Annotated in this window: 19 protein-coding genes and 1 pseudogene; 11 read left to right on the top strand and 9 right to left on the bottom strand. The window is 69.5% G+C overall.

Annotation, left to right across the window (positions count from 1 at the left end; translation table 11 throughout):
• The first annotated feature begins 77 nt into the window (after window positions 1–77).
• The 5 genes from ABZ939_RS13465 to ABZ939_RS13445 all read left to right on the top strand — a co-directional run bounded on the left by ABZ939_RS13465 (window position 78) and on the right by ABZ939_RS13445 (window position 5,748).
• The gene (locus ABZ939_RS13465; RefSeq protein WP_361852964.1) at window positions 78–878 is read left to right on the top strand and encodes a DeoR/GlpR family DNA-binding transcription regulator; all 801 of its coding nucleotides are present in this window, start codon (window positions 78–80) and stop codon (window positions 876–878) included.
• Window positions 879–1,269: 391 nt separating this feature from the next.
• On the top strand, window positions 1,270–2,532 hold the full coding sequence (locus ABZ939_RS13460; protein WP_361852961.1) for an extracellular solute-binding protein: 1,263 nt from the start codon (window positions 1,270–1,272) through the stop codon (window positions 2,530–2,532).
• 35 nt (window positions 2,533–2,567) lie between these two features.
• Complete coding sequence (locus ABZ939_RS13455) at window positions 2,568–3,482, top strand: sugar ABC transporter permease (protein ID WP_361852958.1); 915 nt, start codon at window positions 2,568–2,570, stop codon at window positions 3,480–3,482.
• The gene (locus tag ABZ939_RS13450; RefSeq protein WP_361852955.1) at window positions 3,482–4,387 is read left to right on the top strand and encodes a carbohydrate ABC transporter permease; all 906 of its coding nucleotides are present in this window, start codon (window positions 3,482–3,484) and stop codon (window positions 4,385–4,387) included. The genes ABZ939_RS13455 and ABZ939_RS13450 overlap by 1 nt, the downstream gene beginning before the upstream one ends.
• 203 nt (window positions 4,388–4,590) lie before the next feature.
• The gene (locus ABZ939_RS13445) at window positions 4,591–5,748 is read left to right on the top strand and encodes an extracellular solute-binding protein (RefSeq protein ID WP_361852952.1); all 1,158 of its coding nucleotides are present in this window, start codon (window positions 4,591–4,593) and stop codon (window positions 5,746–5,748) included.
• An 83-nt stretch (window positions 5,749–5,831) separates the two neighbouring features.
• Here the strand turns inward: ABZ939_RS13445 and ABZ939_RS13440 are convergent, their stop codons facing one another.
• The 3 genes from ABZ939_RS13440 to ABZ939_RS13430 all read right to left on the bottom strand — a co-directional run bounded on the left by ABZ939_RS13440 (window position 5,832) and on the right by ABZ939_RS13430 (window position 9,493).
• A complete protein-coding gene (locus ABZ939_RS13440; protein ID WP_361852949.1) occupies window positions 5,832–7,223 on the bottom strand; it encodes a Gfo/Idh/MocA family oxidoreductase in 1,392 nt (463 codons plus the stop codon).
• 345 nt (window positions 7,224–7,568) lie between these two features.
• Window positions 7,569–8,477 carry an ROK family protein gene (locus ABZ939_RS13435; RefSeq protein ID WP_361852946.1) on the bottom strand — a complete coding sequence of 303 codons (909 nt, stop codon included), beginning with the start codon at window positions 8,475–8,477 and terminating at the stop codon, window positions 7,569–7,571.
• A 2-nt stretch (window positions 8,478–8,479) separates the two neighbouring features.
• Entirely contained in the window at window positions 8,480–9,493 is a 1,014-nt protein-coding gene (locus ABZ939_RS13430) for a LacI family DNA-binding transcriptional regulator (protein WP_361852943.1), read from the bottom strand.
• Window positions 9,494–9,744: 251 nt separating this feature from the next.
• On the opposite strand from ABZ939_RS13430, the gene ABZ939_RS13425 reads away from it, so the two are divergent.
• From ABZ939_RS13425 to ABZ939_RS13410, 4 genes and pseudogenes are all read left to right on the top strand, one after another.
• A complete protein-coding gene (locus ABZ939_RS13425) occupies window positions 9,745–10,566 on the top strand; it encodes an ATP-binding cassette domain-containing protein (RefSeq protein WP_361852940.1) in 822 nt (273 codons plus the stop codon).
• A complete protein-coding gene (locus ABZ939_RS13420; RefSeq protein WP_361852938.1) occupies window positions 10,563–11,612 on the top strand; it encodes an ABC transporter permease in 1,050 nt (349 codons plus the stop codon). Before ABZ939_RS13425 ends, ABZ939_RS13420 begins: the two co-directional genes overlap by 4 nt.
• Window positions 11,613–11,747: 135 nt before the next feature.
• Window positions 11,748–12,746: an ABC transporter substrate-binding protein gene (locus tag ABZ939_RS13415; protein ID WP_361852935.1), complete on the top strand. Its 999-nt coding sequence runs from the start codon at window positions 11,748–11,750 to the stop codon at window positions 12,744–12,746.
• Between the two features lie 161 nt (window positions 12,747–12,907).
• Window positions 12,908–13,123, top strand: a pseudogene (locus ABZ939_RS13410) (hypothetical protein); the annotation flags it as partial.
• Between the two features lie 172 nt (window positions 13,124–13,295).
• Here the strand turns inward: ABZ939_RS13410 and ABZ939_RS13405 are convergent.
• Together ABZ939_RS13405 and ABZ939_RS13400 are read right to left on the bottom strand one after the other, a co-directional pair.
• Window positions 13,296–13,646, bottom strand: coding sequence for a hypothetical protein (locus tag ABZ939_RS13405; protein WP_361852933.1), 351 nt, complete (start codon window positions 13,644–13,646; stop codon window positions 13,296–13,298).
• Window positions 13,647–13,735: 89 nt separating this feature from the next.
• Window positions 13,736–14,239 carry an ATP-binding protein gene (locus ABZ939_RS13400; protein ID WP_361852930.1) on the bottom strand — a complete coding sequence of 168 codons (504 nt, stop codon included), beginning with the start codon at window positions 14,237–14,239 and terminating at the stop codon, window positions 13,736–13,738.
• Between the two features lie 1,407 nt (window positions 14,240–15,646).
• Between ABZ939_RS13400 and ABZ939_RS13395 the strand changes: the two genes are divergently transcribed.
• Together ABZ939_RS13395 and ABZ939_RS13390 are read left to right on the top strand one after the other, a co-directional pair.
• The gene (locus ABZ939_RS13395; RefSeq protein WP_361852927.1) at window positions 15,647–17,509 is read left to right on the top strand and encodes a glycoside hydrolase family 27 protein; all 1,863 of its coding nucleotides are present in this window, start codon (window positions 15,647–15,649) and stop codon (window positions 17,507–17,509) included.
• Window positions 17,510–18,101: 592 nt separating this feature from the next.
• Window positions 18,102–19,235, top strand: coding sequence for a substrate-binding domain-containing protein (locus ABZ939_RS13390; RefSeq protein WP_361852924.1), 1,134 nt, complete (start codon window positions 18,102–18,104; stop codon window positions 19,233–19,235).
• Here ABZ939_RS13390 and ABZ939_RS13385 read toward each other — a convergent pair.
• The 4 genes from ABZ939_RS13385 to ABZ939_RS13370 form a co-directional block, all read right to left on the bottom strand.
• Window positions 19,216–19,350: a hypothetical protein gene (locus ABZ939_RS13385; RefSeq protein ID WP_361852921.1), complete on the bottom strand. Its 135-nt coding sequence runs from the start codon at window positions 19,348–19,350 to the stop codon at window positions 19,216–19,218. The genes ABZ939_RS13390 and ABZ939_RS13385 overlap by 20 nt on opposite strands.
• Window positions 19,351–19,594: 244 nt before the next feature.
• Complete coding sequence (locus ABZ939_RS13380) at window positions 19,595–20,719, bottom strand: glycerate kinase (RefSeq protein ID WP_361852919.1); 1,125 nt, start codon at window positions 20,717–20,719, stop codon at window positions 19,595–19,597.
• On the bottom strand, window positions 20,716–21,540 hold the full coding sequence (locus ABZ939_RS13375) for a sugar phosphate isomerase/epimerase family protein (protein WP_361852917.1): 825 nt from the start codon (window positions 21,538–21,540) through the stop codon (window positions 20,716–20,718). The genes ABZ939_RS13380 and ABZ939_RS13375 overlap by 4 nt, the downstream gene beginning before the upstream one ends.
• On the bottom strand, window positions 21,540–22,667 hold the full coding sequence (locus tag ABZ939_RS13370; RefSeq protein WP_361853234.1) for a dihydrodipicolinate synthase family protein: 1,128 nt from the start codon (window positions 22,665–22,667) through the stop codon (window positions 21,540–21,542). The genes ABZ939_RS13375 and ABZ939_RS13370 overlap by 1 nt, the downstream gene beginning before the upstream one ends.
• Between the last annotated feature and the right edge of the window lie 18 nt (window positions 22,668–22,685).

Here is a 22,685-nt window from a genome sequence, read left to right as displayed (position 1 = left end):
CGGCCGTGGTGGCCGTGCGGCCGTCGGAATGTCGAGCGCGCGCAGGGATGTCTCAGGGCCACGGAAGGGTGCGGCGCATGTCCAAGAAGGAGCGGTGGAGCAAGCTGCTCGAGTTGCTGGCCGTCGAGGGCAAGCTGGACGTGGAGGAGGCGTCCGCCGCCGTGGCGGTGTCTCCCGCCACCATCCGCAGGGACCTCGACGAGCTGGCCCAGCAGCGACTGCTCGTCCGCACCAGGGGCGGAGCCATCGCGCACGGCGTCTCGTACGAGCTTCCCTTGCGGTACAAGTCCTCGCGCCAGGCTTCCGAGAAGCAGCGGATCGCCGGCGCCGTGGCAGACCTTCTGGTGGTGGGGGACGTCATCGGCCTCAACGGCGGCACGACCACGACCGAAGTGGCGCGAGCGCTCGCGCTGCGGGCGGGGGGCGGGCCGGCAGAGCCGGGTGATGCCCCGTCCGGCCCGATGTACACCGTCGTCACCAACGCCCTGAACATCGCGGGTGAGCTGGCCGTGCGACCGCAGTTCAAGATCGTGGCCACGGGCGGTGTGGCGAGGCCCCAGACCTACGAGCTGGTGGGCCCGCTGACCGTCGGGGTGCTGAGCGAGGTCGTACTCGACGTCGCCGTGCTGGGGGTCGACGGCGTGGACCCCCAGCTGGGTGTCATGACCCACCACGAGGACGAGGCGGGCATCAGCCGGCTGTTCGCCGAACGCGCCCGCAAGGTGATCTTGGTGACGGACTCGTCCAAGATGGGCAAGCGCGCCTTCGCGAGGATCTGCGGTCTGGACCAGATCCACGTCATCGTCACGGATACCGGCATCGCGCCGGACATCGCCGCCAAGCTCGCCGAGGCGGGGATCGAAGTGATCACCGTCTGAGCCCTCCTGCCCTTCGCGGGCAGATGAACAGTTCCCGGACGTACAGCCGCCCCCGTGATGCGATGCCGCACACGGGGGCGGCTGCGTTGTGGACGGCTCCCCGCCGCCCCGTAGGCCGAATGGCCGGGACGAACACAAGCACGGGCGGGCCTCGCCGGCGCAACCCATGACCTCGCGGAACGCGCCTGCCATCAGGGGAGTTGGCATCGTTCGCGTAACGGCTCTTGGTGCCGAAGGCAGTCGTCGTGTTTACTTTGGGCACAGCAGATGCTCGTTACTGAGCGAAACCAGTGGACATCGTCCAGGTTTATGCACGCTCCGAGCTCCTCGCTGCTTCTGGATCGACCGGCTGCAGCCTCGCCAGCCGGCACACACAAAGGCGGTAGTGACGATGAACAAGCGGTTGTTCGTGGCGGCCTGCACCATCGGTGTGCTCACCCTCACAGCGTGCGGCGGTGGCCAGGGCGACGGCGGTTCGGCGAACGGCGAGGTGACGCTGAAGCTCGTCGCCGCCGACTACGGCGACAAGGCGTCGAACAGTTCCACCGTCTACTGGAAGGACGTCGCACAGCGGTTCACCGCCGCGAACCCGAAGATCAAGGTCGACGTCCAGGTGATCAACTGGAACGACATCGACTCCCAGGTCAAGACGATGATCCAGAGCGGCAACGTGCCGGACATCCTCCAGACGGGCGGCTACGCCGACAAGGTCGCCGACGACCTGCTGTACAAGGCGGACGAGGTGCTGTCGGAGCAGACCCGGGCCAACCTCATCGACAGCTTCGCCAAGGCCGGCGAGGTCGACGGCACACAGTACGGCATCCCGTTCGTCTCCTCGGCCCGCGCCTTCTTCTACAACAAGTCGATCTTCGCCAAGGCCGGCATCACCGAGGCCCCGAAGAGCTGGGACGACCTCAGGGCCGCCGCGGAGAAGATCAAGGCCAAGGTCCCCGGGGTCACGCCGTACGCCCTGCCGCTCGGCCCCGAGGAGGCCCAGGGGGAGTCGCTGATCTGGGAGCTCGGCAACGGTGGCGGCTACACGGACGCGAAGGGCTCCTACACGCTCGACGGCAAGGCCAACGTCGAGGCCTTCTCCTGGCTGAGGTCGAACCTCGTCGAGCCCGGTCTGACCTACGCCAACCCCGCCACGACCGACCGCAAGACCGCGTTCGCCGACTTCGCGGCCGGCAAGACCGCGATGCTCAACGGACACCCGTCCCTCATCCAGATGTCCAAGGACGGCAAGGTCGATTACGGCGTCGCCCCCATCCCCGGCAAGACGGGGGCGCTGAAGTCCACCCTCGGCGTCGCCGACTGGACGATGGCCTTCAAGGACGGTGGCCACAAGGAAGAGGTCCGCAAGTTCCTCGACTTCGCGTACTCCAAGGAGAACACGCTGAAGTTCGACGAGACGTACAACCTGATGCCCGTCACCAAGGACACGCTCCAGGAGATGACGACCAACGGCAAGCACAAGGACCTGGAGCCGTTCTTCGCCCTGCTGCCCAACGCGGTCTTCTACCCGCTGGGCGACACCACCTGGGACGCCGTCTCCGCCGAGATCAAGAAGAGCGGCGGCACGGCCGTGAACGACCCGGCGAAGGTACTGGGCGAACTGCAGAAGAAGGCCGAGGCCGCGGTCGCAGACCAGTAGGCCCCGCGAACCGCAACGTCACGGAAGGCACCTTCGTGTCCACCAGTTCTTCCGCCGACCGCCCCGCCCGCAAGGGCCGGGGCGGTCTGGCCCGCCTCGGTCCGCTGCCCTGGATCGGGCCCGCCGTCCTGCTCATCGTCCTGGTCGTCCTCTGGCCCGTCTACGAGATGGTCCGGACGTCCTTCCTGAAGATCAGCAGCAGCGGATTCGTCCGCGGTTCGGCCGGGTTCGACAAGTACAAGCAGATGTTCGAGGAACCGTCGCTGCCCGCGGTCGTGGTCTCGACCGTGGTGTGGACGCTGGTCGTGGTCACCGCCACCATGGTGATCTCGCTGGCTCTGGCACAGCTGTTCAACCAGCACTACCCCGGCCGCCGCCTCACCCGATGGGCGCTGATCGCGCCATGGGCCGCCTCCGTGGTCATGACCGCCATCGGTTTCAAATGGATGCTCAACCAGACCGCCGGCGTGCTCAACACCGTGATGACGGACCTCGGCCTCATCGACGGTCCCAGGGACTGGCTCGGCGACCCGGCCACGGCCTGGCCCTGGATGATGGTCGTCGCCGTCTTCGTCTCGCTGCCGTTCACCACGTACACCCTGCTCGCCGGCCTGCAGACGATCCCCGCCGAGGTCTACGAGGCTGCCAAGGTCGACGGCACCAGCACCTGGCAGACGTACCTGCGGATCACCCTGCCCTTGCTGCGCCCGGCTCTGCTCGTCGGCATGGTCATCAACCTGATCAACGTCTTCAACTCGTTCCCCATCATCTGGAGCATGACCCGGGGCGGTCCCGACAGCGACACGGCCACCACCACCGTGTTCATGTACCAGCTGAAGAACTCCGACATCGGCCAGTCCGCGGCGATGTCCGTCGTCAACTTCGCCCTCGTCGTGGTCATGGTCGTCTTCTTCCTCAAGGCCAGCCGCTGGAACCAGGAGGAGATCTGATGGCCCAGCAGACCGTCATCCCCCGCCCCGCTGCGGCCCCGGCCGCCACCCCCGCCGTCGACCGGAAGACCCGGGCACGCCGCCCGCGGACGCCGGGCCCCCGCACTCTGCTGATCGCCGCGGTCGCGTGGTTCCTGGCCGCCATGTTCCTGCTGCCGTACGCGGAGATGGTGATCACCGCCCTGCGGCCGGCCGACGAACTGCGCGACGCCACGTACCTCCCGAGCGCGTTCGAGTGGGCGAACTTCGTCGACGTCTGGCGCGAGTCCCACCTCGGGGACAACCTGCGCGTCACGCTGCTGGTCGCCGGAGGATCCACCCTGCTCGTCCTGCTGGTGGCCATCCCCGCCGCGTACTACACCGCGCGCATCAAGTTCCGGGGGCGCAGGCTCTTCCTCCTGCTGGTGCTCGTCACCCAGATGTTCCAGCCGACGTCCCTGCTGGTCGGTCTCTACCGTGAGTTCTACCAGCTGGACATGCTCAACTCCGTCTGGACCCTGATCCTTTGCAATGCGGCCTTCAACCTGGCCTTCGCGATCTGGATCCTCACCGCGTACTTCTCCGCCATCCCGGAGGCCCTGGAAGAGGCGGCCATGATCGACGGCCTCGGCCGCGCAGGCGCGCTCCTGCGGATCACCCTGCCGCTCGCGATGCCCGGCGTCGTCACCGCGATGATCTTCACCTTCATCGCCGCGTGGAACGAGTTCGTCATGGGCCTCACCCTCTCCACCGCACCGGAGAGCCAGCCCCTGACCGTTGGCATCAACAGCTTCATCGGCAACTACACAGTGCAGTGGAACTACCTCTTCGCCGGCTCGGTCATCGCCATCGTGCCGGTGGTCGTCCTCTTCGCGCTCATCGAGCGCAAGGTCGTCTCCGGACTCACCGCCGGATCAGTCAAGTAGCCCCCACGGACAGCACGCCCTCTGCCGTCGTCCGACAGGCCGCAGAGGGCGGGCCTCTCCGGAATCAGCCGTCCCGCACAGCAAAGGGGAAGCCCGTGCCGAGGCACCGCCATGTCCTGACCGCGGCCGCCGCCGCTCTCGTTCTCTGCGTGTCCTCCACAGGATGCGCCCACACCGAAGGCGGGGAGGTCACCCTGCGGTTGGTGGTCGCCGACTACGAGGTGGCAGGGCACTCCGACAGTACCGAGCGGTACTGGGGTGAACTGACCGAGGCGTTCGAGTTCGCCCATCCGGGCATCTCCGTCGAGGTCGAGGTGGAGTCCTGGGCCGACGTGGACCGGAAGGTCGCCGACATGGTCAAGGCCGGTGAGGCTCCCGACCTGGCGCAGACCGGTACGTACGCGGATTACGCCGCACAGGGGCAGCTCTATGCCGCGGACGAGTTGCTCTCCATCCCGGTGCAGGCGAATTTCCTGCGGCCGCTCGCCGAAGCGGGAGAGCACAAACGCGTGGAGTACGGCATGCCGTTCGCGGCCTCGACCAGGCTCCTGTTCTACAACAAGCAGGTATTCGCCGCAGCGGGAATCAAGGCTCCGCCGACGACGTGGGACGACGTGAAGGAGGCTGCGAAGCAGCTGAAGAGCCGTACGGACGTGACGTACCCCATCGCGCTCCCGTTCGGACCCGAGGAAGCCCAGATCGAGGCGATGGTCTGGATGCTGGGAGGCGGAGGCGGCTACACCGCGCTCAACGGTGCCTACACGATCGACTCGCGGGCGAACATCGACAGTCTGACCTGGGTGAAAGAGAACCTCGTCGAGGAAGGGCTCGTCGGTCCGGCCTCACCTGACAGACTCAACCGCAACGACGCCTACGCGGCGTTCCTGCGCGGCGAGGTGGGCATGGTCAACGGGTATCCCTCCTTGCTCCAGGCCGTGGAGAAGGAAGGAATCCAGGTCGGTATCACGGCCGTGCCCGGCCGTGATCGCGAAGCCACGTCGGCGCCCGGCGTGGTCGACTGGATGATGGCTTTCAAGAGGAACGGGCATCGCAAAGAGGTGGGCAAGTTCCTCGACTTCGTCTACAGCGACAAAAACGTGCGTGAGTTCGCGACGCTCAACAACCTGTTGCCCGTGACCGTGACGGTGACCCGTCAGATGCAGGCGGATGACAGGAATCGGAACCTGAGAGTGTTCCTCCGGGAGATGCCGAACGCGGTCCTCCCGCCCGTCGGCAAGACCTCATGGGCTTCGGTGAGCGACAGCACGAAAAGAAACATCGGGACGGCGATGACACCCGATGGGAGCCCCGTCGGGTCGCTGAGCCGGATAGCCGACGACGCCCACCGTGCCGAGCACTGAACTGATATCCGGCGCGCAGAGGCGGGGCCAGGGCCGATGCCCGGGGCCCCGCCCCTTCGGCGAGTCGACCTGTGGCGGGCTTGTCAGACGACGGGGGGCATTTCGGAGGGAGGGGAGTCGAGTCCTGTGCGCGGGTCGACCCATGCGCCGCGGGTGAAGTCCGGCACGGCCACCGGGCGGCCCCCGGCGGCGAGCGAGGCCGCGCTGAGCGGGATGGGAGAGCACCATACAGCCGAGTCGTAGACGTCCATGTCGGGCACGAGGCCTGCGCGCATCTGCTGGACGGTGCGCCACCGCAGGACGTAGTCTCTGCCACCGCGACCGCCGTTGTGGGCCGCGTCGTCGCCGATCCGCTCCCACAGCCAGTGGTCGAACTCCTCGCGGTAGGCGGCGAAGTCGCGCCATGTGTGGCCGCCGTGGTCCGGTTCGATGTAGACGCGTCCGCCGGCGGCCGAGGCGACGCCCGCGTAGTCCTCGAAGATGCCGCGGCTGCCGGCCAGGGTGTTCACGCGGCTGTAGGGGCGCGGGGAGCTGACGTCGTGCTCGGCACGGATGACGCGGCCTTGCGCGGTGTCTATCAGGCAGGTGACCAGGTCGCCGTTGACGTACGTCTCCTTCCACGACGGGTGCGACCGGTCGACGAACCGGGCGCGGTACTCGGCGAGGCCCTTGGGTGCGGTCGCGGTGGCGCGGAGGGTGGTCATGCGGTCGCCGCGGTTGATGTCCATCGCGGCGGCGATCGGGGCGAGACCGTGCATCGGGTAGAGGCTGGCGGTGCTGCGGGTGTGCCAGAGCCGCCGCCAGGAGTCGGCGTAGTACGTGTCGGAGAACAGCAGCGCACGCAGGTCGTGCAGGTAGCCGCCGTGACCGTTGGTGATCTCGCCGAAGAGCCCCTTGTGCGCCATCTTGAGCATGGCCAGCTCGTTGCGGCCGTAGCCGCAGTTCTCCGCGGGCATCAGGTGGCGGCGGGTGCGCTCAGAGGTGTCGACGAGGTCCCACAGTTCCACGAGCTCGGTGGCGACGGGAAGTTCGACGATGACGTGCTTGCCGGCGAGGAGAGCGGCCTTGCCCTGTTCGTAGTGGAACTCCCACGGCGTGGCGATGTACACGAGGTCGACGTCGTCGCGCTTCAGCAGTTCCTTGAACGAGGCCTTGGATCCCCCGAGTTCGGCCGGTCTGGGCTTGCCGTCGGCGACGAGCTGGTCGGCCGTCCGCTCGGCCCGGTCCACACGGACGTCGCAGACGGCCGTCACGATGCAGCCGGGCACGACGGACCACCCCTGGGCCATGGCGGCGCCCCGGTTTCCGAGCCCGACGACGCCGACGCGCACCGTGGGGTACGGGTCGAAGGCGACGTTGATCATGGGCTTCTGTCCGGGCTCACGTCCGGGGGCGGGCCCAGGGGCCGCCGGGGCCTCGGCGGCGGCCGCGTCTCCCGTGAGTGAACGGTGGGCAACTGAAGGGGGCGTGGGCATGGCGCTCCTCGGTGCGGGGACGGCTCATGTGCGGCACGACTGTGACGGCGCGCGGCGCGTGACAGTACATGCTCAAAAGTCCCACTGTTCAAGTAGTCTCGATCAAAATTTCTGCGTGAATCGCGCATTGAGCGCTCTGGGCGAGCGGGGGCCTCGCGACAACATCGGCGCCTGGGCGAACCCGCACAGCGCGGTGAAAGGTGTCGGCGAGCGCTGTTGCTCGCGGTGCCGGCATGAGGAGTCGGCCGGTTCGGCGGGTGATTGCCGCCGTCGAACGCGTGGCACCGGGTGGTCCGCCGGTGAGAGCCAGCCGAGGGGGGAGTGGTATGCGGGAGGGGCGGTCTGTCAGCGCGCCATGGCGTGGCGCGCGGCGCCGATCAGCCCGGAGCGGCGGCCCAGGGCCGCGCGGACGACGTTGAGTTTCCGGACGGCGGGGGAGCCGTCGCGGGCGAGCGCTTCGCGCAGGGGGGTGAGCAGGACATCGCCTGCGGCGGAGACGCCTCCGGCGATGACGATCCGGTCGAGGTCGAGCAGGATCGCACTCGTGATGATGCCTTCGGCGAGGAAATCGGCGCCGCGGCGGAAGGCCGCGAGGGCGACGGGTTCGCCTGAGGCAGCGGCTTCGGCGAGATCGGACGTGCTGTGACCGGTCCAGCCGTTGGCGCGGGCCCAGCGGAGTATCGCCGGTCCGCTGGCGCCTGTCTCGACGCAGCCGATCCGGCCGCAGGCGCATCGCTCACCCGCCGGGTCGGCGGTGAGGTGGCCGATGAAGCCGGCGTTGCCGGCGGAGCCGGAGATGGGCCGCCCACCCATGACGAGGCCGCCGCCGATGCCGGTGGAGACGACGATCCCCAGCACCGCCCTGCTCCCCGCCCCCGCGCCGATCCAGTGTTCGCCGAGTGCGGCGGCGGTGGAGTCGTGGATCAGGCGGGGCTGCGGCCCGCCCACGGCGTCGCTGACGGCGCTGACGACGTCGAAGTTGCGCCAGGCCGGGATGTTGACGGGACTGACGGTGCCGCGGGCGGCGTCGATCGGACCGGCCGAAGCGATGCCGACTCCGGCGATCGGTTCCTCTCCGACGACGTCGGTGACCAGTTCGGTGAGCGAGTGGGCGACGAGATACTTCTGCCCGGGCTTGGCCGAGGGGGTGGGGACTTCCCGTTGGTGGACCACCCGACCTGTGCCGGTGACGACCGCGGCCGCGAGCTTGGTGCCGCCGATGTCGACGGCGAGGTACTGGTCGACAGGGGCCATGGTCAGCCTCCTTGTGCATAAGGCCCGGAGACCTCGCCGGAGCCGCGAGGGATCAGAGTGGTGGGCATGACGATCGTGCGGGGCGGTGAGGTGTCCCCGTGGATGCGGGCGAAGAGCAGGTGGGCTGCCGTCGTGCCGATCGCCACCGGGTCTTGGGCGATGACGCTGACCGGTGGGGTCATCCGCGCGGCGAGGGTGAAGTCGTCGAAGCTGATGAACGCGATGTGCTGAGGCAGCTCCGCCAGGGCGCCGATGGCGGCCACGGCGTTGCCGGCCAGGACGGCGGTGGGGGGTTCAGGGGCGGCGAGGATCTCGGTGACGGCGACTGCGGCGTCGGGGCCGGAGCGGAGCCCGTGCCGGACGAGGGCCGGGTCGGGGGCGATGGCGGCGGCCTCCAGTGCTGAGACGTAGCCCCGATAGCGCTCGCCGACCGTCCAGATCTCCTGTCGGTCGCCGAGGTATCCGATCCGCCGGTGGCCGCGGGCGATGAGCTGCTGCACGGCGTTCTGCACGGCGTCGAAGTTGTCGACGACCACGGCGTCCGTCTCCAGCCCGGGGGCGGCACGGTCCACGCAGACGACCTTGGTGCCCTGCTCGACGGCGGAGCGGAGGAACCGGTGGCTGCCGGCGACCGGTGTGAGGATCAGGCCGTCGACGCGGCGTGCGGTGAACGCCGCGATCACCTCGCGTTCGCGCCGGAGGTCGTCCCGGCTGGATCCGATCAGGACCACGCTGCCGCGCTGGCGGGCCACGTCCTCGGCGGCCGAGGCGATGGCCGCCATGAAGGGGTCGCCGACGTGGTCGACCATCAGGCCGATGGTCTGGCTGAGCTGGTCGGTGCGGCGCAACTGGCGCGCCACGTCGTCGCGGTGGTAGTCGAGCTTGCGGATGGCCGCCTCCACGCGTGCGGCGGTCGCGGGTGCGACCCCTGGGTCGCCGTTGACGACCCGGGAGACTGTCATCACGCCGACGCCCGCCTCGGCGGCGACGTCCTTCATCGTGGGCCGGCCGGCCATGCTGCTACCTCCCCCTTCGCTCCTGTCACATTCGCGATAACGTTACCAGCGTCATTTTGATGGGAACGTTACCATTCCAGTGCCGGGGACCTGGCGAGATTGCCGACCCATCTGCCCTGGTGCGCCAACTCTGCTTCAGCGCAGGGCGATGGTCAATGCGGGAGGCTCCGCTCCGATTCCTCTTGACAGTGGCTTCCGGACCGCTTCAGAATCGCCGTGCTGGTAACGATACCAATGAAAAGGCGCGACATATGGCCTCTGTACGGGAACCGCTTCTGGAAGCGCGGGGCGTGGTCAAGCAGTTCGGCCACGTGCAGGCGTTGCAGGGCGCCGACTTCACGGCGTACGCCGGTGAGGTGGTCGCTCTGATCGGCGACAACGGCGCCGGCAAGTCCACTCTGGTCAACGTCCTGTCGGGAGTGATCACTCCCGACGCCGGCGAGGTCAGGCTGGCCGGCAGGCGGGTACGGTTCACCGGCCCGGCCGACGCGCAGCGCCACGGCGTGGAGACCGTCTACCAGGACCTCTCCATGGCACCGGACCTGGACGCGGCCGCCAACCTCTACCTCGGCCGGGAGATCCTTCGCCGTGGAGTGCTGGGTCGGCTGGGCGTGCTCGACCGGCCCGCGATGCGGCGTGCCGCGGCCGGTGCTTTCGCCGAGCTCGGCGTCACGTTGAAGGACATCACCGCGCCCGTCGCGACGCTGTCCGGTGGGCAGCGCCAGTCGGTCGCGGTGGCGCGCGCAGTGGCCTTCGCCAACAACGTGATCTTCATGGACGAGCCGACGGCCGCGCTGGGAGTGGTGCAGCGGGCCAGGGTCCTGGAGACCATCAGGCGGGTCGCGGACCGCGGCATCTGCGTGGTGCTGATCAGCCACAACATGCCGGAAGTGCTTTCGGTGTCCGACCGCATCGAGGTGCTGCGGCTGGGTCGGCGGGTCGCGTCGTTCCACGCGGCCTACACCACCATCGAGGAACTGGTCGGCGCCATGACCGGCTCGCTGGACCGCGGCCTGGAGACGTTCGCGGCCACCGGTTCCACCCGTGCATGGAATGCGGAGGTAGCACGATGACCGTCGTCAGCCAGGACACCCAGGAGGCGACCGAGGTCTCGGAGCGGGCCCACCGTGGTGGTCTGCCGTCGTGGCTGCGGCGGATGGCCGCGGTCAACGAACTGTGGACGTTCCTGATCCTCGTGGCCCTGGTGGCGTTCTTCACCGCCGCGGCGCCGGGCAAGTTCTTCACCGCCTACAACTTCACGCAGATCGGCGTCAACGCGGCCATCTATCTGGTGCTCGGCGTCGGCATGACATACGTGATCATCACCGCGGGCATCGACCTGTCGATCGGGTCCGTCGTGGTGCTGGCCGCGGTGGGGTCGGGCTTGTACAACATCCACCACGGCGGTCCGGCCTCGGGCTGGACGACCGTGGGGATCTGCGTCCTGATCGCGCTCGCGATCGGCACGGCCTGGGGGGCACTGCAAGGCGCGCTGATCTCCAGCGGCAAGGTCCCGCCGCTCATCGTCACCCTCGGCGGTCTGGGGGCCGCGCTCGGCCTGGCCGAACTCGCCACCGGAGGGCAGGATCCGGCCGGCGCCGCCTCCGCCAACCTCCAGAACACCCTCGGCTACGGGAGGCTCCTCGGCATACCGTGGCTGGTGGTACTCGCCGCCGCCGTCACCCTGATCTTCGGCCTGGTACTGGGCCGAACCCGCTTCGGCAACTACACCCTGGCGATCGGCTCGAACCCGGCCGCAGCCCAGCGGGCGGGCGTCCGCGTGGGCCGGCACCTGGTGAAGGTGTACGCCCTCATGGGCCTGTTGGCCGGCCTGGGTGCAGTGATGTGGCTCGCCTCCTACGGCACCACCTCCATCGCCGGCCACTCCACCGACAACCTCAAGGTGATCACCGCGGTGGTCCTCGGCGGCACCAGCCTCTTCGGCGGCCGCGGCTCGGTCCTCGGCACCGTGATCGGCGTCTTCATCCCTGCCGTCCTCACCACCGGACTGATCGTCATCGGCGTCCAGCAGTACTGGCAGGACGTGGCCGTCGGCGTGGTCCTCGTGGCCGCGGTCTACATAGACCACACACGCCGCACGTCCCGCGAACGCAGGTAACCACGCACAGCCGCTGCGCCGCCCCCCGGGCCGCGCGGGGCGCAGAAACGACCGACCCCCCAGGCCATCAGCCGTGCAGTCAGGTCGGGATCCCCCCACGGCGCCCCGGGCGCACGACCAAGGAGAAGCACGATCATGTCCAGCATTCGCAGCAAGCGCACTCTGCTCGTAGCCGTCGGCGCCGGGCTGGCCCTGGCCACCACCGCCGCCTGCACGTCCTCCGGATCCGGTGGGGACTCGGCCGCCGCTGGGGCCGGCAGCAAGAAGGTCACGCTCATCACCGGCATGAAGAGCGACCCGTTCTACATCACGATGGCCTGTGCGGCCCAGGCCGCGGCCAAGGCCAAGGGGCTGGACCTCACCGTCGAGGGCTCGGCCCAGTGGGACGTCTCGGTGCAGCGTCCGCTGATCGACTCGGTCGCGGCCTCCCGGCCCGACGGCCTGATGATCTCACCCGTCGACACCGACGCCCTCACCCCCTCCCTGAAGCAGATCCAGGCGTCCGGCACCAAGATCGCCCTGGTGGACACCTCCGTCACCGACCCCTCGATCGGCATCTCCCGCATCTCCTCCGACAACGAGGAGGGCGGCAGGACCGCGGCCAAGGCGCTCGCCAAGCAGATGGGGGAGAAGGGCACGGCCATCGTGATCAGCGTGAAGCCCGGCATCTCCACCACCGACGCGCGGATCAAGGGCTTCACCGAGGAGATGGCCAACTACCCCGACATCACCGTGCTGCCCACCCTCTACGACAACGACGAGCCGGCCACCGCCGCCTCGCAGATCCAGTCCACCCTGGCCGCCCACCCCGACCTCGGCGGCGCCTTCGCCATCAACACCAATACAGGCAAGGGCATCGCCGCGGGTCTCAAGCAGGCCGGCAAGCAGGGTGCCGTGAAGGTCGCCGCCTTCGACGCCGAGCCCGAAGAGGTCGCCGCGCTCAAGGCAGGCACCCTCCAGGTCCTGGTCGCCCAGGACCCGGCAGCCATCGGCGCCAAGGCGGTCGACCAACTCTCGGCAACCTTCAACGGAAGGCCCGCGGCGAAGCAGATCGGCACCCCCATGGTCGCCATCACCAAGGACAACATGGACGACCCCGAGGTCAGCAAGTACTTCTACCGGTCCAGCTGCTGACCGCCCCCGAACGTCCGGGTGGACCCGACCCTTCCCTGACCGGAGCGGGTCCACCCGGACTGCCTGTCCGACAGCCCGGACCGCTCCGCGCCATCGAGGACATGCACGGCCTGCCGCCTTCCGGCCTGATCGGTGGGTCCCTGGGGCGGCGCCTCCCCGGGCTGCGCCACCGCCCCCTCCATCTCTCCCAGACCCGAAGGCGGGCACGATGTACATCGCCCGACAGCCGCAGTGCCCGGCCCGGCCGGCCGCGGGCACATCCCTGCCTGCCCCCGCTGGGCTTCGGCCTGTTGGACGGCATCAACAACGGCGTCGGCGCGCCGGTCCGGCTACTCGGCGGCCACCTGGCCGACCGCGGCGGCCGGGCCCACGAGGTCCCCACCGGAGCACCGCCCATCCTGGCGGAGCAGGTCTCGTCTCCCGCCTACCGGGACAGACCCGACGGGCGGTGGGCTCGTCACAGATCCTGCCCGCAACGACGACGACCCTCGTCCCCCGTGCAGGGGGGACGAGGGGCCGCGGCGCTGTTCGGTGCCGACTCCGCCGGGATCACTCTTCCGACAGAGGAAGCTCCATGATCCGACAGCCGCTCGCGGTGACGTGGCTGACGACGGCATCGATGTCCGCGGCGCGGGACCCGAACACGAACGGCCCCGGGATCAGGATGACTTGGAAGATGCCCGTGGCCACGAGGTCGAGCAGGCAGGCCAGGGCGGGACGCTCGTCATCCCCGCGGCGGCCGCTGTCCTCGAAGAACGAGGGGGCAGGCAGTCGCAGCCGGACGGCAAGCTCCCGAAGCTTGCGGCGGTAGGTCTCCACGAGTGTCCCGTCGGCCGGGGACGACCACGTGTAGGCGGCGACCGGTAGCGGCGACCGGCGGCCGGCCCCGACGAAGTCCATGTCCTTCTCCTCAGATGCCCGGCCGGGTCTGGCTGCCACGGCTCGGTGGCGATCACCTTCGGCATGAACCGAGAGCCCGGGCCCCACGTTCATGTCAGGGCCTCGGCAACCGGCACGCAGGCCACGACCCGTGTTCCGGCCGACGAGAGAAAGGCCATCCACCAGCTGGTGACGTGCCTCACCAGTTCCAAGCCCCGTCCGCAGGTCGCCCCCGGGTCCGCGGCCACCCGGTACCGAGAGGGGCGGGGCAGCCACCGGCCGGTGTCCCGGACCTCGACGACCAGCTCCGTGTCACGGTGGGTGAGCAACATGGTGACGTCGGAGCTCCCGCTGTGCAGCACGGCGTTGGTGACCAGCTCCGTAACCACCAGTGACAGCGCGTCGACTCCATCCGCATGAACGGACCAGCGCCTGGCGCTGTCGGCGGCGAAGTGCCGCATCGCCGGGGCCGCGGCGGGCGTCACCGCCATCGTGCACAGAGCGGTGTCGTGCCTGGGCGCACTCGGCTTCGCGTCACCGTGCGGAGCTCGGCCACTGCGGATGGCAGGCCGATGGGGGTCGGGTGTCGAGGCGGTGATCCGGCTGACGTTCATGGCTGGTCCTCCCTCGCGTCGTGCGAGTTGGGTCGGGTCGGCTTCAACGCTCGGCGATGACGGGGGGCGAGGACCACGTGGAAAATACGTATCTTCCGCCCTCAGTACTGATGCCGGGGGCGGGGGGCGCTCGGCTGAGGCTGTGCCGGCCCGGCCGGATGGCGTACTCCCGGTCGTCCGGGCCGGCCTGTCCAGCGCATCGCCAGCGTCGGCCAGCGCCTGCGCCGCGTCCGCGACGGTGGCGATCCCCGCGGCCGACCGCGTGGGCGACTTCGTGCTCGCGGTCGGGCTCGGACTGGGAACTCAGCATCAGGGAACAGGCGGCGGCGGAGACGATGACGCGCAGGCGCATCAGGTCGATCCTCACGTGACAGGGAGTTGATCCAGGCGTGTCCGCACTGCCCGGAGCAGCGGACCCTAGGTACGTGTCGGCTCACCCGATTCAGGACGACGAAGCGTGTACCCATGCCTCCTTTGGAGGAGGCCCGCCAAAGGCGTTGCCCACCTTGCGGCCGTAACTGGAGGCTCCCTGGGGCGGTTGCGGCAGAAGCCTCCAGAAGATCATGAACCGTCACTACGCGGCGACAACCTGAAAACCTTTGCGGCCCGGCGGTTTGCCGCGAGATGACCAGCCTCGCCGCGATGTCCTTGTTGGACAGCCGGTCCACAGTGCCTCACATCCGATCATGCGAAGCCCCGAGCGACACCACCATGGTGGTTGCCGTCGGTCGACTGCAGGGCGAACCCCTGGGTGAGTTCTTGTTGATTCCTGTTCTCCGCGCTCGCCAGCATGGGCGGCCATCACCACCGACCACAGCACTGGAGCTGCTACCCATGCGACAAAACCGAAGACTGGCGGTGGCCGGGGATTGTCTTGCACTCCCCTTGATGGCCGCCCGGCCAGCAGTGGCTCACAGCCTGACCAAGTGATCAGACGATCGCCGAACAGGTCATTCGCTACAGAAGCCTTGACTCTGATCTTATGTGGTCGCAAGATATCGCCCACCAAAGTCGCCGGACACCGATGCCTGGGCCCGCTCAGCCAGCACAGCCTGATTGCTGGTTCGGTCGGCATCGTGCGACGGGACGCGCCCTCCTCAGGGCTGCGGGGCGGTCTTGTTCCCGTCCTCAACCATCCTGGAAACATCAAGGAGTTCCGCAATGGACCCCTCCAAGCGTGTCGCCTCGAGTGCGGCGATGATCACGGCCGCAGCCGGCGGCATACCCACACAGCAGGTCAGATCTTTCCTCCAAGTCCGAGTCCGCCGGGGGGCCGTCGCCCTTCTTGCTTCGGCGGCAACTTTCACCGCCGTCACAACGACTACCGGGCAACCAGCGGCCGCACTGTCGCGAACCGTCCCGAGCGACACGGTCAACGTCGATCATTCCTACGCCAAGACGCCGCGGATGATCCTGCGCTCGGAGTCCTGGACCAGGACGACGGCCGCCAGTATGAAGAAGACGGCCGATGACGCCGTCGCCACCGGTCTCGCCGCTCAGGGCTGGAACACGGTCTCGTTCGACGACACCTGGGCCGTGCGGGCCGACTGCACCGACTGGGACGCCAACGCCACGGTCGTGCCGAACTGTACTAACGGACGCGACAAGACCACCGGCAACCTCATCCCGTCACCGACGAAGTACCCCAACGGCCTCAAGGACGTCGGCGACTACCTGCACAGCAAGGGACTCTTCTTCGGCGTCTACACCAGCGGCGGCAAGTACATGTGCGACCCCGGGGGTCGCAGCATTGCCTCACCCGGAAGCTTCGACCACTTCGAGAAGGACTTCCGGTTCTTCGCGAGCGTCGGCGCCGACTACGTCAAGGTCGACTACTGCGGCGAACCGAACACGACCAACAAGTACGGCTACACCATCCTCGACACCGACCTCGAGATCAACAGCGCCATCGAGTCGTCGCGCCGGGCTGCGACCGCGATCAACGCGATCAAGAACGACGCCGATCCCGGCAAGCGCAGGTCGATGGTGATGAACATCTCCGCGCCGGCGTACGCGAACTGGGAAAACGACGGCTACGCCACACCGCTGTTCCAGCGCATGATGAACAGCATCGTGCCTGCCGGACACGCCTACCGCGTCGGCGGCGACGTCGCCGGAACGAGCTGGGGACTCACCAACACGCTCGTCGACATGATCGAAGGGCTGCGCCCGTTCGGGAAGCAGGGCCACTTCCTCGACGCCGACCGCCTGTACTTCGACGACACGGCCCTCACGGCCGACAACAAGCTCGGTGGCTACGTGATGTGGGCGATGCAGAACACCCACATGGTCGCGATGATCCGCAACTCCAACTACAGCGGCGCCATCTCCTCCACCCAGGCCGCCCTCATGAACAAGCCCGGCATCATCGCGGTGGGGCAGGACGCACTGGCTGTGACAGCGAAGCGGGTCGCCCGGGGTACCGGGTACGACGTGTTCGCCAAGCCGCTGAGCAACGGTGACTACGCGGTCGCGATCATGAACCGCTCGGCCACCCAGCCGGTCACCGCGACAACGAGCGGGTCGGTCGTCGGAACGGCCGCGAAGGCGTTCACGCTCACGCCGGTCGTCGGACCCAACATCACGTCCATCGATGCGAACGGCAACTTCAGCGTCACCGTACCGGCGGGCACAGCGGTCATGTACCGCCTGAAGGCCGCCAACACCGCTGCGTACAGCGGCTGGAACTTCGGGCTCAACGGCTCGAGCGCCCGCAACGCCACCGCGATCACCGACGGCGACGCGCCGGCCGCGGGAACCTGGGACGCCGGCGGTAACACCCTGTCGTCGGACCGGCTGGCCAACAACGCCCAGCTGCCCGACGGAACGGCGCTCAGCGTCAGGGCCGGGCAGACCGTCACGATCGGCGGCGTCGGCTACACCTGGCCGAACACCACCTCCGGCCAGTTCGACTCCGTCAAGCCGGTCGGTCAGACGATCGACTACAACTACGCCGGATCGAAGGTGAACTTCCTCGGCGCCTCCGGCATCGGCGAATCCGGTGGGACGATCCGCCTGAACTACACCGACGGCACCTCCAGCACATCGACATGGGGCTTCCCCAGCTGGAGCTGCGCGAGCGCGCCGACCTACCCCGCGACGATCGCGTTCAAGGTGTTCGGGCGCAACAGCACCAGCGGCCCGGCGGACGCCGGCACGGGATACTGCCTCTACACGAGGTCGGTGCCGATCACGTCCGGAAAGACCCTGTCGTCGATCACGCTGCCGAGCGCGCCGAACGCACGCATCTTCGCGATCAAGGCGAGCTGACCGGCCGACGTGGGAGCAGGTCCTCGCGAACGTCTGTGCCCCAGGGTACGGAAACCGCGGGGGCCTGCTCCCATCGCCATGGGGCGACTTCACGGTTCAAGATCACCAACGAAACTGGCAACGTCGAACTGCCGGTGATCACAACAACCCGGTGGCCGCCGCGCACAGCTCGGGGGCTGTTGCCGGGTTGGCCCGCCTGGGCACCCCGTCACCTCGACGCAGATGCCGGACGCGGTGCGACACCCGTCAAGTGGCGTGCTGTGCCGGCCGATCTCCCGCCTGGCACGGGGTCTACGCCCTCGTCCGGCGTCTGGCGCCGGGAAGGGGCGACCTGTTGCCGCCCCTGCACGCTGGAATCCATTCCCCGCTTCCACGAGCTGCTTGGGTGCGCCCCTGGGACGCCCCACACCGTCCGCTCGACTGCCGTCCGCTCGCCGATTCCTGCAGGGCGCATCCCGCACGCCCCTACGACAGGCCTTGCGGGATCGTCGTCGCAAGAACCTCACGGTCGGCAGACGGCTGCCAGCCGGACCACCCCGGACGATACGTTCCCTCGGATGCGGAGCAGCGTCGCCGGCGTACAGGAGAGCGCATGACGGACATGACGCAGTTGCGGCCTCAGACGGCACGCGAGCTGAAGTTCCGGCGTCTGGCTGCCGAGCTGCGGCGCAGGCTCCTCGACGGTACCTGGCCGCAAGGCTCCAAGCTGCCCACAGAGCACGCGCTAGCTGTCGAGACGGGTCTGTCGGTGACCACCGTCCGGCGCGCCTACGAGGTCCTGGTGGGGCAGCAGTTGGTGGAGCGGCGGCAGGGCGCGGGAACCTTCGCGACTGTCCGTCCCACGACCGCCCGGCCCCCTGGCCAGGCTGTGGGGGTGCTGGTGCCCACTACCATGCTCTACTATCCGCGGGTGCTCCAGGGCGTAGAGGTGGCCCTGGCCGTGGCCGGCGCGCGCATGGCGCTCGCCTGTTCCCACTACGACGGGTCGATCGAGCGTGAGGCGATCGACCGGCTGGTCGACGGCGGCGTGCACGGGCTGCTGCTGGTCCCCATACTCCACGAGCTCGACGACCCGCTGTCCCGGATGGCCGAACTCCAGGCTCTGCCGGTTCCGGTGGTGCTGATGGAACGGCGGATCGCCGCCGCCGGCCCGCTGGACAGCACTGAACACGTCTGTACGGACCACGAGAGCGGCGCCTACCTCGCCGTGCAGCACCTGCACGACCTCGGGCACCGGCGGATCGCGCTGGTGTTGCGCAGCGACGGACCGCCGGCCGCGCCGATCACCGCCGGATACGAGCGGGCGGTCGTGGACCTCGGCCTGAGAGACGCCGTACGGGTCGGGGCGCTCACGGACGAATGGGACCTCGGCCGGGCGGACTGGGCGGTCGGGACGCTGGCCGCGCAAGGAGCGACCGCGGCCCTGTGCTTCGGTGACCGGGAGGCCTCACTGCTGCTGGGGGCGGCCCGGCGCTTCGGGCTGCGCGTGCCCGATGATCTCGCCCTGGTGAGTTACGACAACGAGTTCGCCGATGTCGCCGACGTGCCGCTGACTGCGGTCTCCCCGCCGAAGTACCGCCTGGGGCGGCTCGCGGCCGAGATCCTGCTTCAGCGACTGGCCGACGACGGTGCCGGCCCGGTTCATCAGGTGCAGCTTCGTCCTGAACTGGTGGTCCGGGCCTCATGCGGCGGTACCTCGACGTGGCTCACCCGCAGTTCTCGTTGAGCGCCGGAACGCCTCGCAGCGGCCGGCGGGTGTGACGGGTGTGGACGGGAGTGCGAAGGCGGGCCACCCCGCCGATGCCGACGGCCTCGATGCCCACCAGAGTCGCGGCGGACATCGAGGCCGCATGGTACGGGCCGGCCCGTCGAAGGCGGGGCAGACCTACGCGCCGGCCCCCAACCCGCCGGTCGCATCTCAGGGGTCAACGCCATCCGGCGGACCACCTGGGTCGGCCATGGCTGCGCTCACGGCCTCTCGGCGGTTGCGAGGGAGCCGGCCGTCGCCTGGAGGGGCACGTGCGGACCGATCCGCGGGCACCGCGGAGGCGGCGGCGCCCCGCGGCACACGCGGATCGGAAGAATTCAGTCGGACTGTGGCCCGGCGCGCCTACCCCAGGTCTTCGGCAGCATGCTTCCCCGCCGCGCAGGCCAGACGGGAGCCTGCCTGCCGGATCCAGTAGGCGGCCTGCGTACGGGCGGTGTCGGCCGAGCCTGCGAGGGCGGTGAGGGTGAGCGCGGACGGGTCGGCGGACTCGCCTGCCACCACCTGCGAGGGGACACCCGCGCGGGCGGCGCGGGCGAGGACCTCGCCGACGGCCTTTCCGCGCAGGCTGGTGGCACGAACCGACCCTCGCCGGTGACCACCAGGTCGGCCGAGGCGATGGCCTCGTCGAGGCGGAGGAGATCGGCAACGGCGGCCGCCCCGGGGGTGATGGCCGCGCCCCACGTAGCCGCGAGTCCGTAGGCCGTGCCGCCGGCTGCGCCGGCGCCGGCCCGTTCCGGTGCGCCGCCGAGCAGCTCGCTGAGACGGGTGAGGCCCGCCTCGAGCCGGGCGGTCTCCTCGGGGCCGGCACCCTTCTGAGGGCCGTACACGGCCGCCGCGCCGTCGGGCCCGAGGAGAGGGTTGGTGACGTCGGTGAGCAGCTGCACCCCGCCGGGCGGGGCGGGCCGCAGACCGCCGCACTCGATGCGGTGGGCGCGGGCGAGCGCGCCGCCGCCGTCGGGCAGGGGAGCGCCGGCGACGTCGAAGAGGCGCAGGCCGAGGACGTGGAGCAGCCCGGTGCCGCCGTCGGTGGAAGCGGAGCCGCCGAGTCCCAGCAGCAGGCGGGTCGCGCCGTGGTCGAGGGCGGCGGCGATGATCTCGCCGGTGCCGCGGGTGGTGGCGGTGAGCGGGGCGAGGCGTGGGCCCATCAGCGGTAGACCGCTGGCGGTGGCGAGCTCGACCACGGCGGTGCCGTCCGGCAGGAGGGCGTACTCTCCGTCGACGGTTCGGCCGTCGGGGCCGGTGCAGCCGCCCACCCGGAGCAGGGAGGTCACTGGATGGGCGGCCGCGACGGCGGCGAGGGTGCCTTCGCCGCCGTCGGCCATCGGACGGATCGTCAGATGATCGTCCGGCCTGATGGAGTGCCAGCCGTCGGCCAGCGCTCGCGCCGCGTCCGCGGCTGTGACGGTCCCCTTGAAGGAGTCCGGAGCGAAGACGACTTTCACGGCGCTTCCACGTGCGCGCGATGGCGCTCGATCATGGTCCGCAAGGTCTGCTCGCCGGGGGAGTTCCAGATCGTCTCGTTGAAGATCTCGACCTCGATCCAGCCCGTGTAGCCGGCGGCGGTGACCTGGTCGGTCATGGCGCGGAAGTCGATGTGTCCGTCGCCGACGTGGCCGCGGCCGAGCAGGGCGTCGGCGGGCAGGGGCAGGGTCCAGTCGCAGACCTGGTACGAGGCGATCCGACCGCCCGCGCCGGCCCGCGCGATCTGGGCGGCCAGGTCCGGGTCCCACCAGACGTGGTAGCTGTCGACGACCACACCGACCTGCTCGGCCGGGAACCGCTCGGCGAGGTCGAGGGCCTGGCCGAGAGTGGAGACCACGGCGCGGTCGGCGCAGAACATGGGGTGCAGCGGCTCGATCGCCAGACGTACACCGAAGTCGCCGGCATGCGGGGCGAGTTCGCCGAGCAGGTCCGCCACGCGTTCTCGGGCGGCGACGAGGTCGCGGCTGCCCTCGGGCAGGCCGCCGACGACCATGACCAGGGTGTCGGTGCCGAGCTCGGCGGCCTCCTCCAGTGCGCTGAAGTTCTCGGCGAGGGCGCATTGGCGGCCATCGGGACCGCTGGCCGTGAGGAAGCCGCCCCGGCACAGGGAGCTGACCGCCAGGCCCGCGTCGCGGACCCGTTTCGCCGCCTCGGCGACACCGACCTCGGCGACCTTGTCCCGCCACAGGCCGATCGCCGGGATGTCGGCGTCCACACAGCCCTGGACTGCCTCGGGCAGGCTCCAGCCCTTGGTGGTGATCTGGTTCAGCGACAGCCGCATCAGGCCTCTACCCCCGCCAGGGCGAGGAACGCGCGCATCCGGTGGGCGGCGAGATCCGGGTCGGGCAGGATTCCGGCTGCGTCGGCGAGACGGAACAACTCCACCAGGTGAGGGAGGGAGCGTCCGCTGTGCGCGCCGGCGACCATGGTGAAGTGGTCCTGGTGGCCGGACAACCAGGCCAGGAACACGATGCCGGTCTTGTAGTGGAAGGTCGGCGCGGCGAACAGGTGCCGGGCAAGCGGCAGGGTCGGGGCCAGCAGGTCGTCGTACCGCTCCAGGTCTCCGGCGTCCAGGGCGCGCAGGGCGGCGGCCGCCGTGGCGGCGATCGGGTCGAAGATGCCCAGCAGGGCGTGACTGTGTCCGAGTTCGTCACCGCGGATGAGTTCGGGGTAGTTGAAGTCGTCTCCGGTGTAGAGACGGACTCCCTCGGGCAGGGCGCGGCGCAGGGCGATCTCGCGATCGGCATCGAGCAGGGACACCTTGATGCCGTCGATCCGGTCGGCATGCTCCTTGATGAGCTCAAGGACCGTCTCGGAGGCACGGTCGAGGTCGGCGGATCCCCAGTAGCCCTTCAGTGCCGGGTCGAACATCTCGCCGAGCCAGTGGAGGATGACGGGTTGCCGCGACTGGCCGATCAGACTGCCGTAGAGGTGCAGGTAGTCGTCCGGGCCGTCCGCCTCGGAGGCGAGTGCCCGGCTGGCCATCAGGATCGGCTGGGCGCCGGCCTGCTCGACCACCTCGAGCTGCTCCTCGTAGGAGGCCTGGATCTCCGCCAAAGAGGCTTCATTCGAGGAGAGTTGGTCGGTACCGACGCCGCAGGCGAGGCTGCCGCCCACGGCGCGGGCCTCCGCTCCCGAGCGGGTGATCAGTTCCTTGGTCGCGGCCCAGTCGAGGCCCATGCCGCGCTGCGCGGTGTCCATGGCGTCGGCGATGCCGAAGCCGAGTCGCCAGAGGTGGTGACGGAAAGCGAGGGTGGCCTCCCAGTCCACGGCGGCGGGGGCGCCGGGGGCATTGTGCCCGAGCGGATCGGCGACCACATGCGCGGCGGCGAACGCGGTGCGGGAGGAGGACGCAGTCCGGTGTCTGGAATCCGTCCCGGGCAGGTCCAGCGGTTCGGGGGCGCGCATCCGGTACGTGCCGATGCC

It is taken from the genome of Streptomyces sp. NPDC046712 (assembly GCF_040645695.1).
In the GTDB taxonomy this organism is placed as follows: Bacteria; Actinomycetota; Actinomycetes; order Streptomycetales; family Streptomycetaceae; genus Streptomyces.
This window is presented reverse-complemented; position numbering and strand designations above follow the sequence as displayed.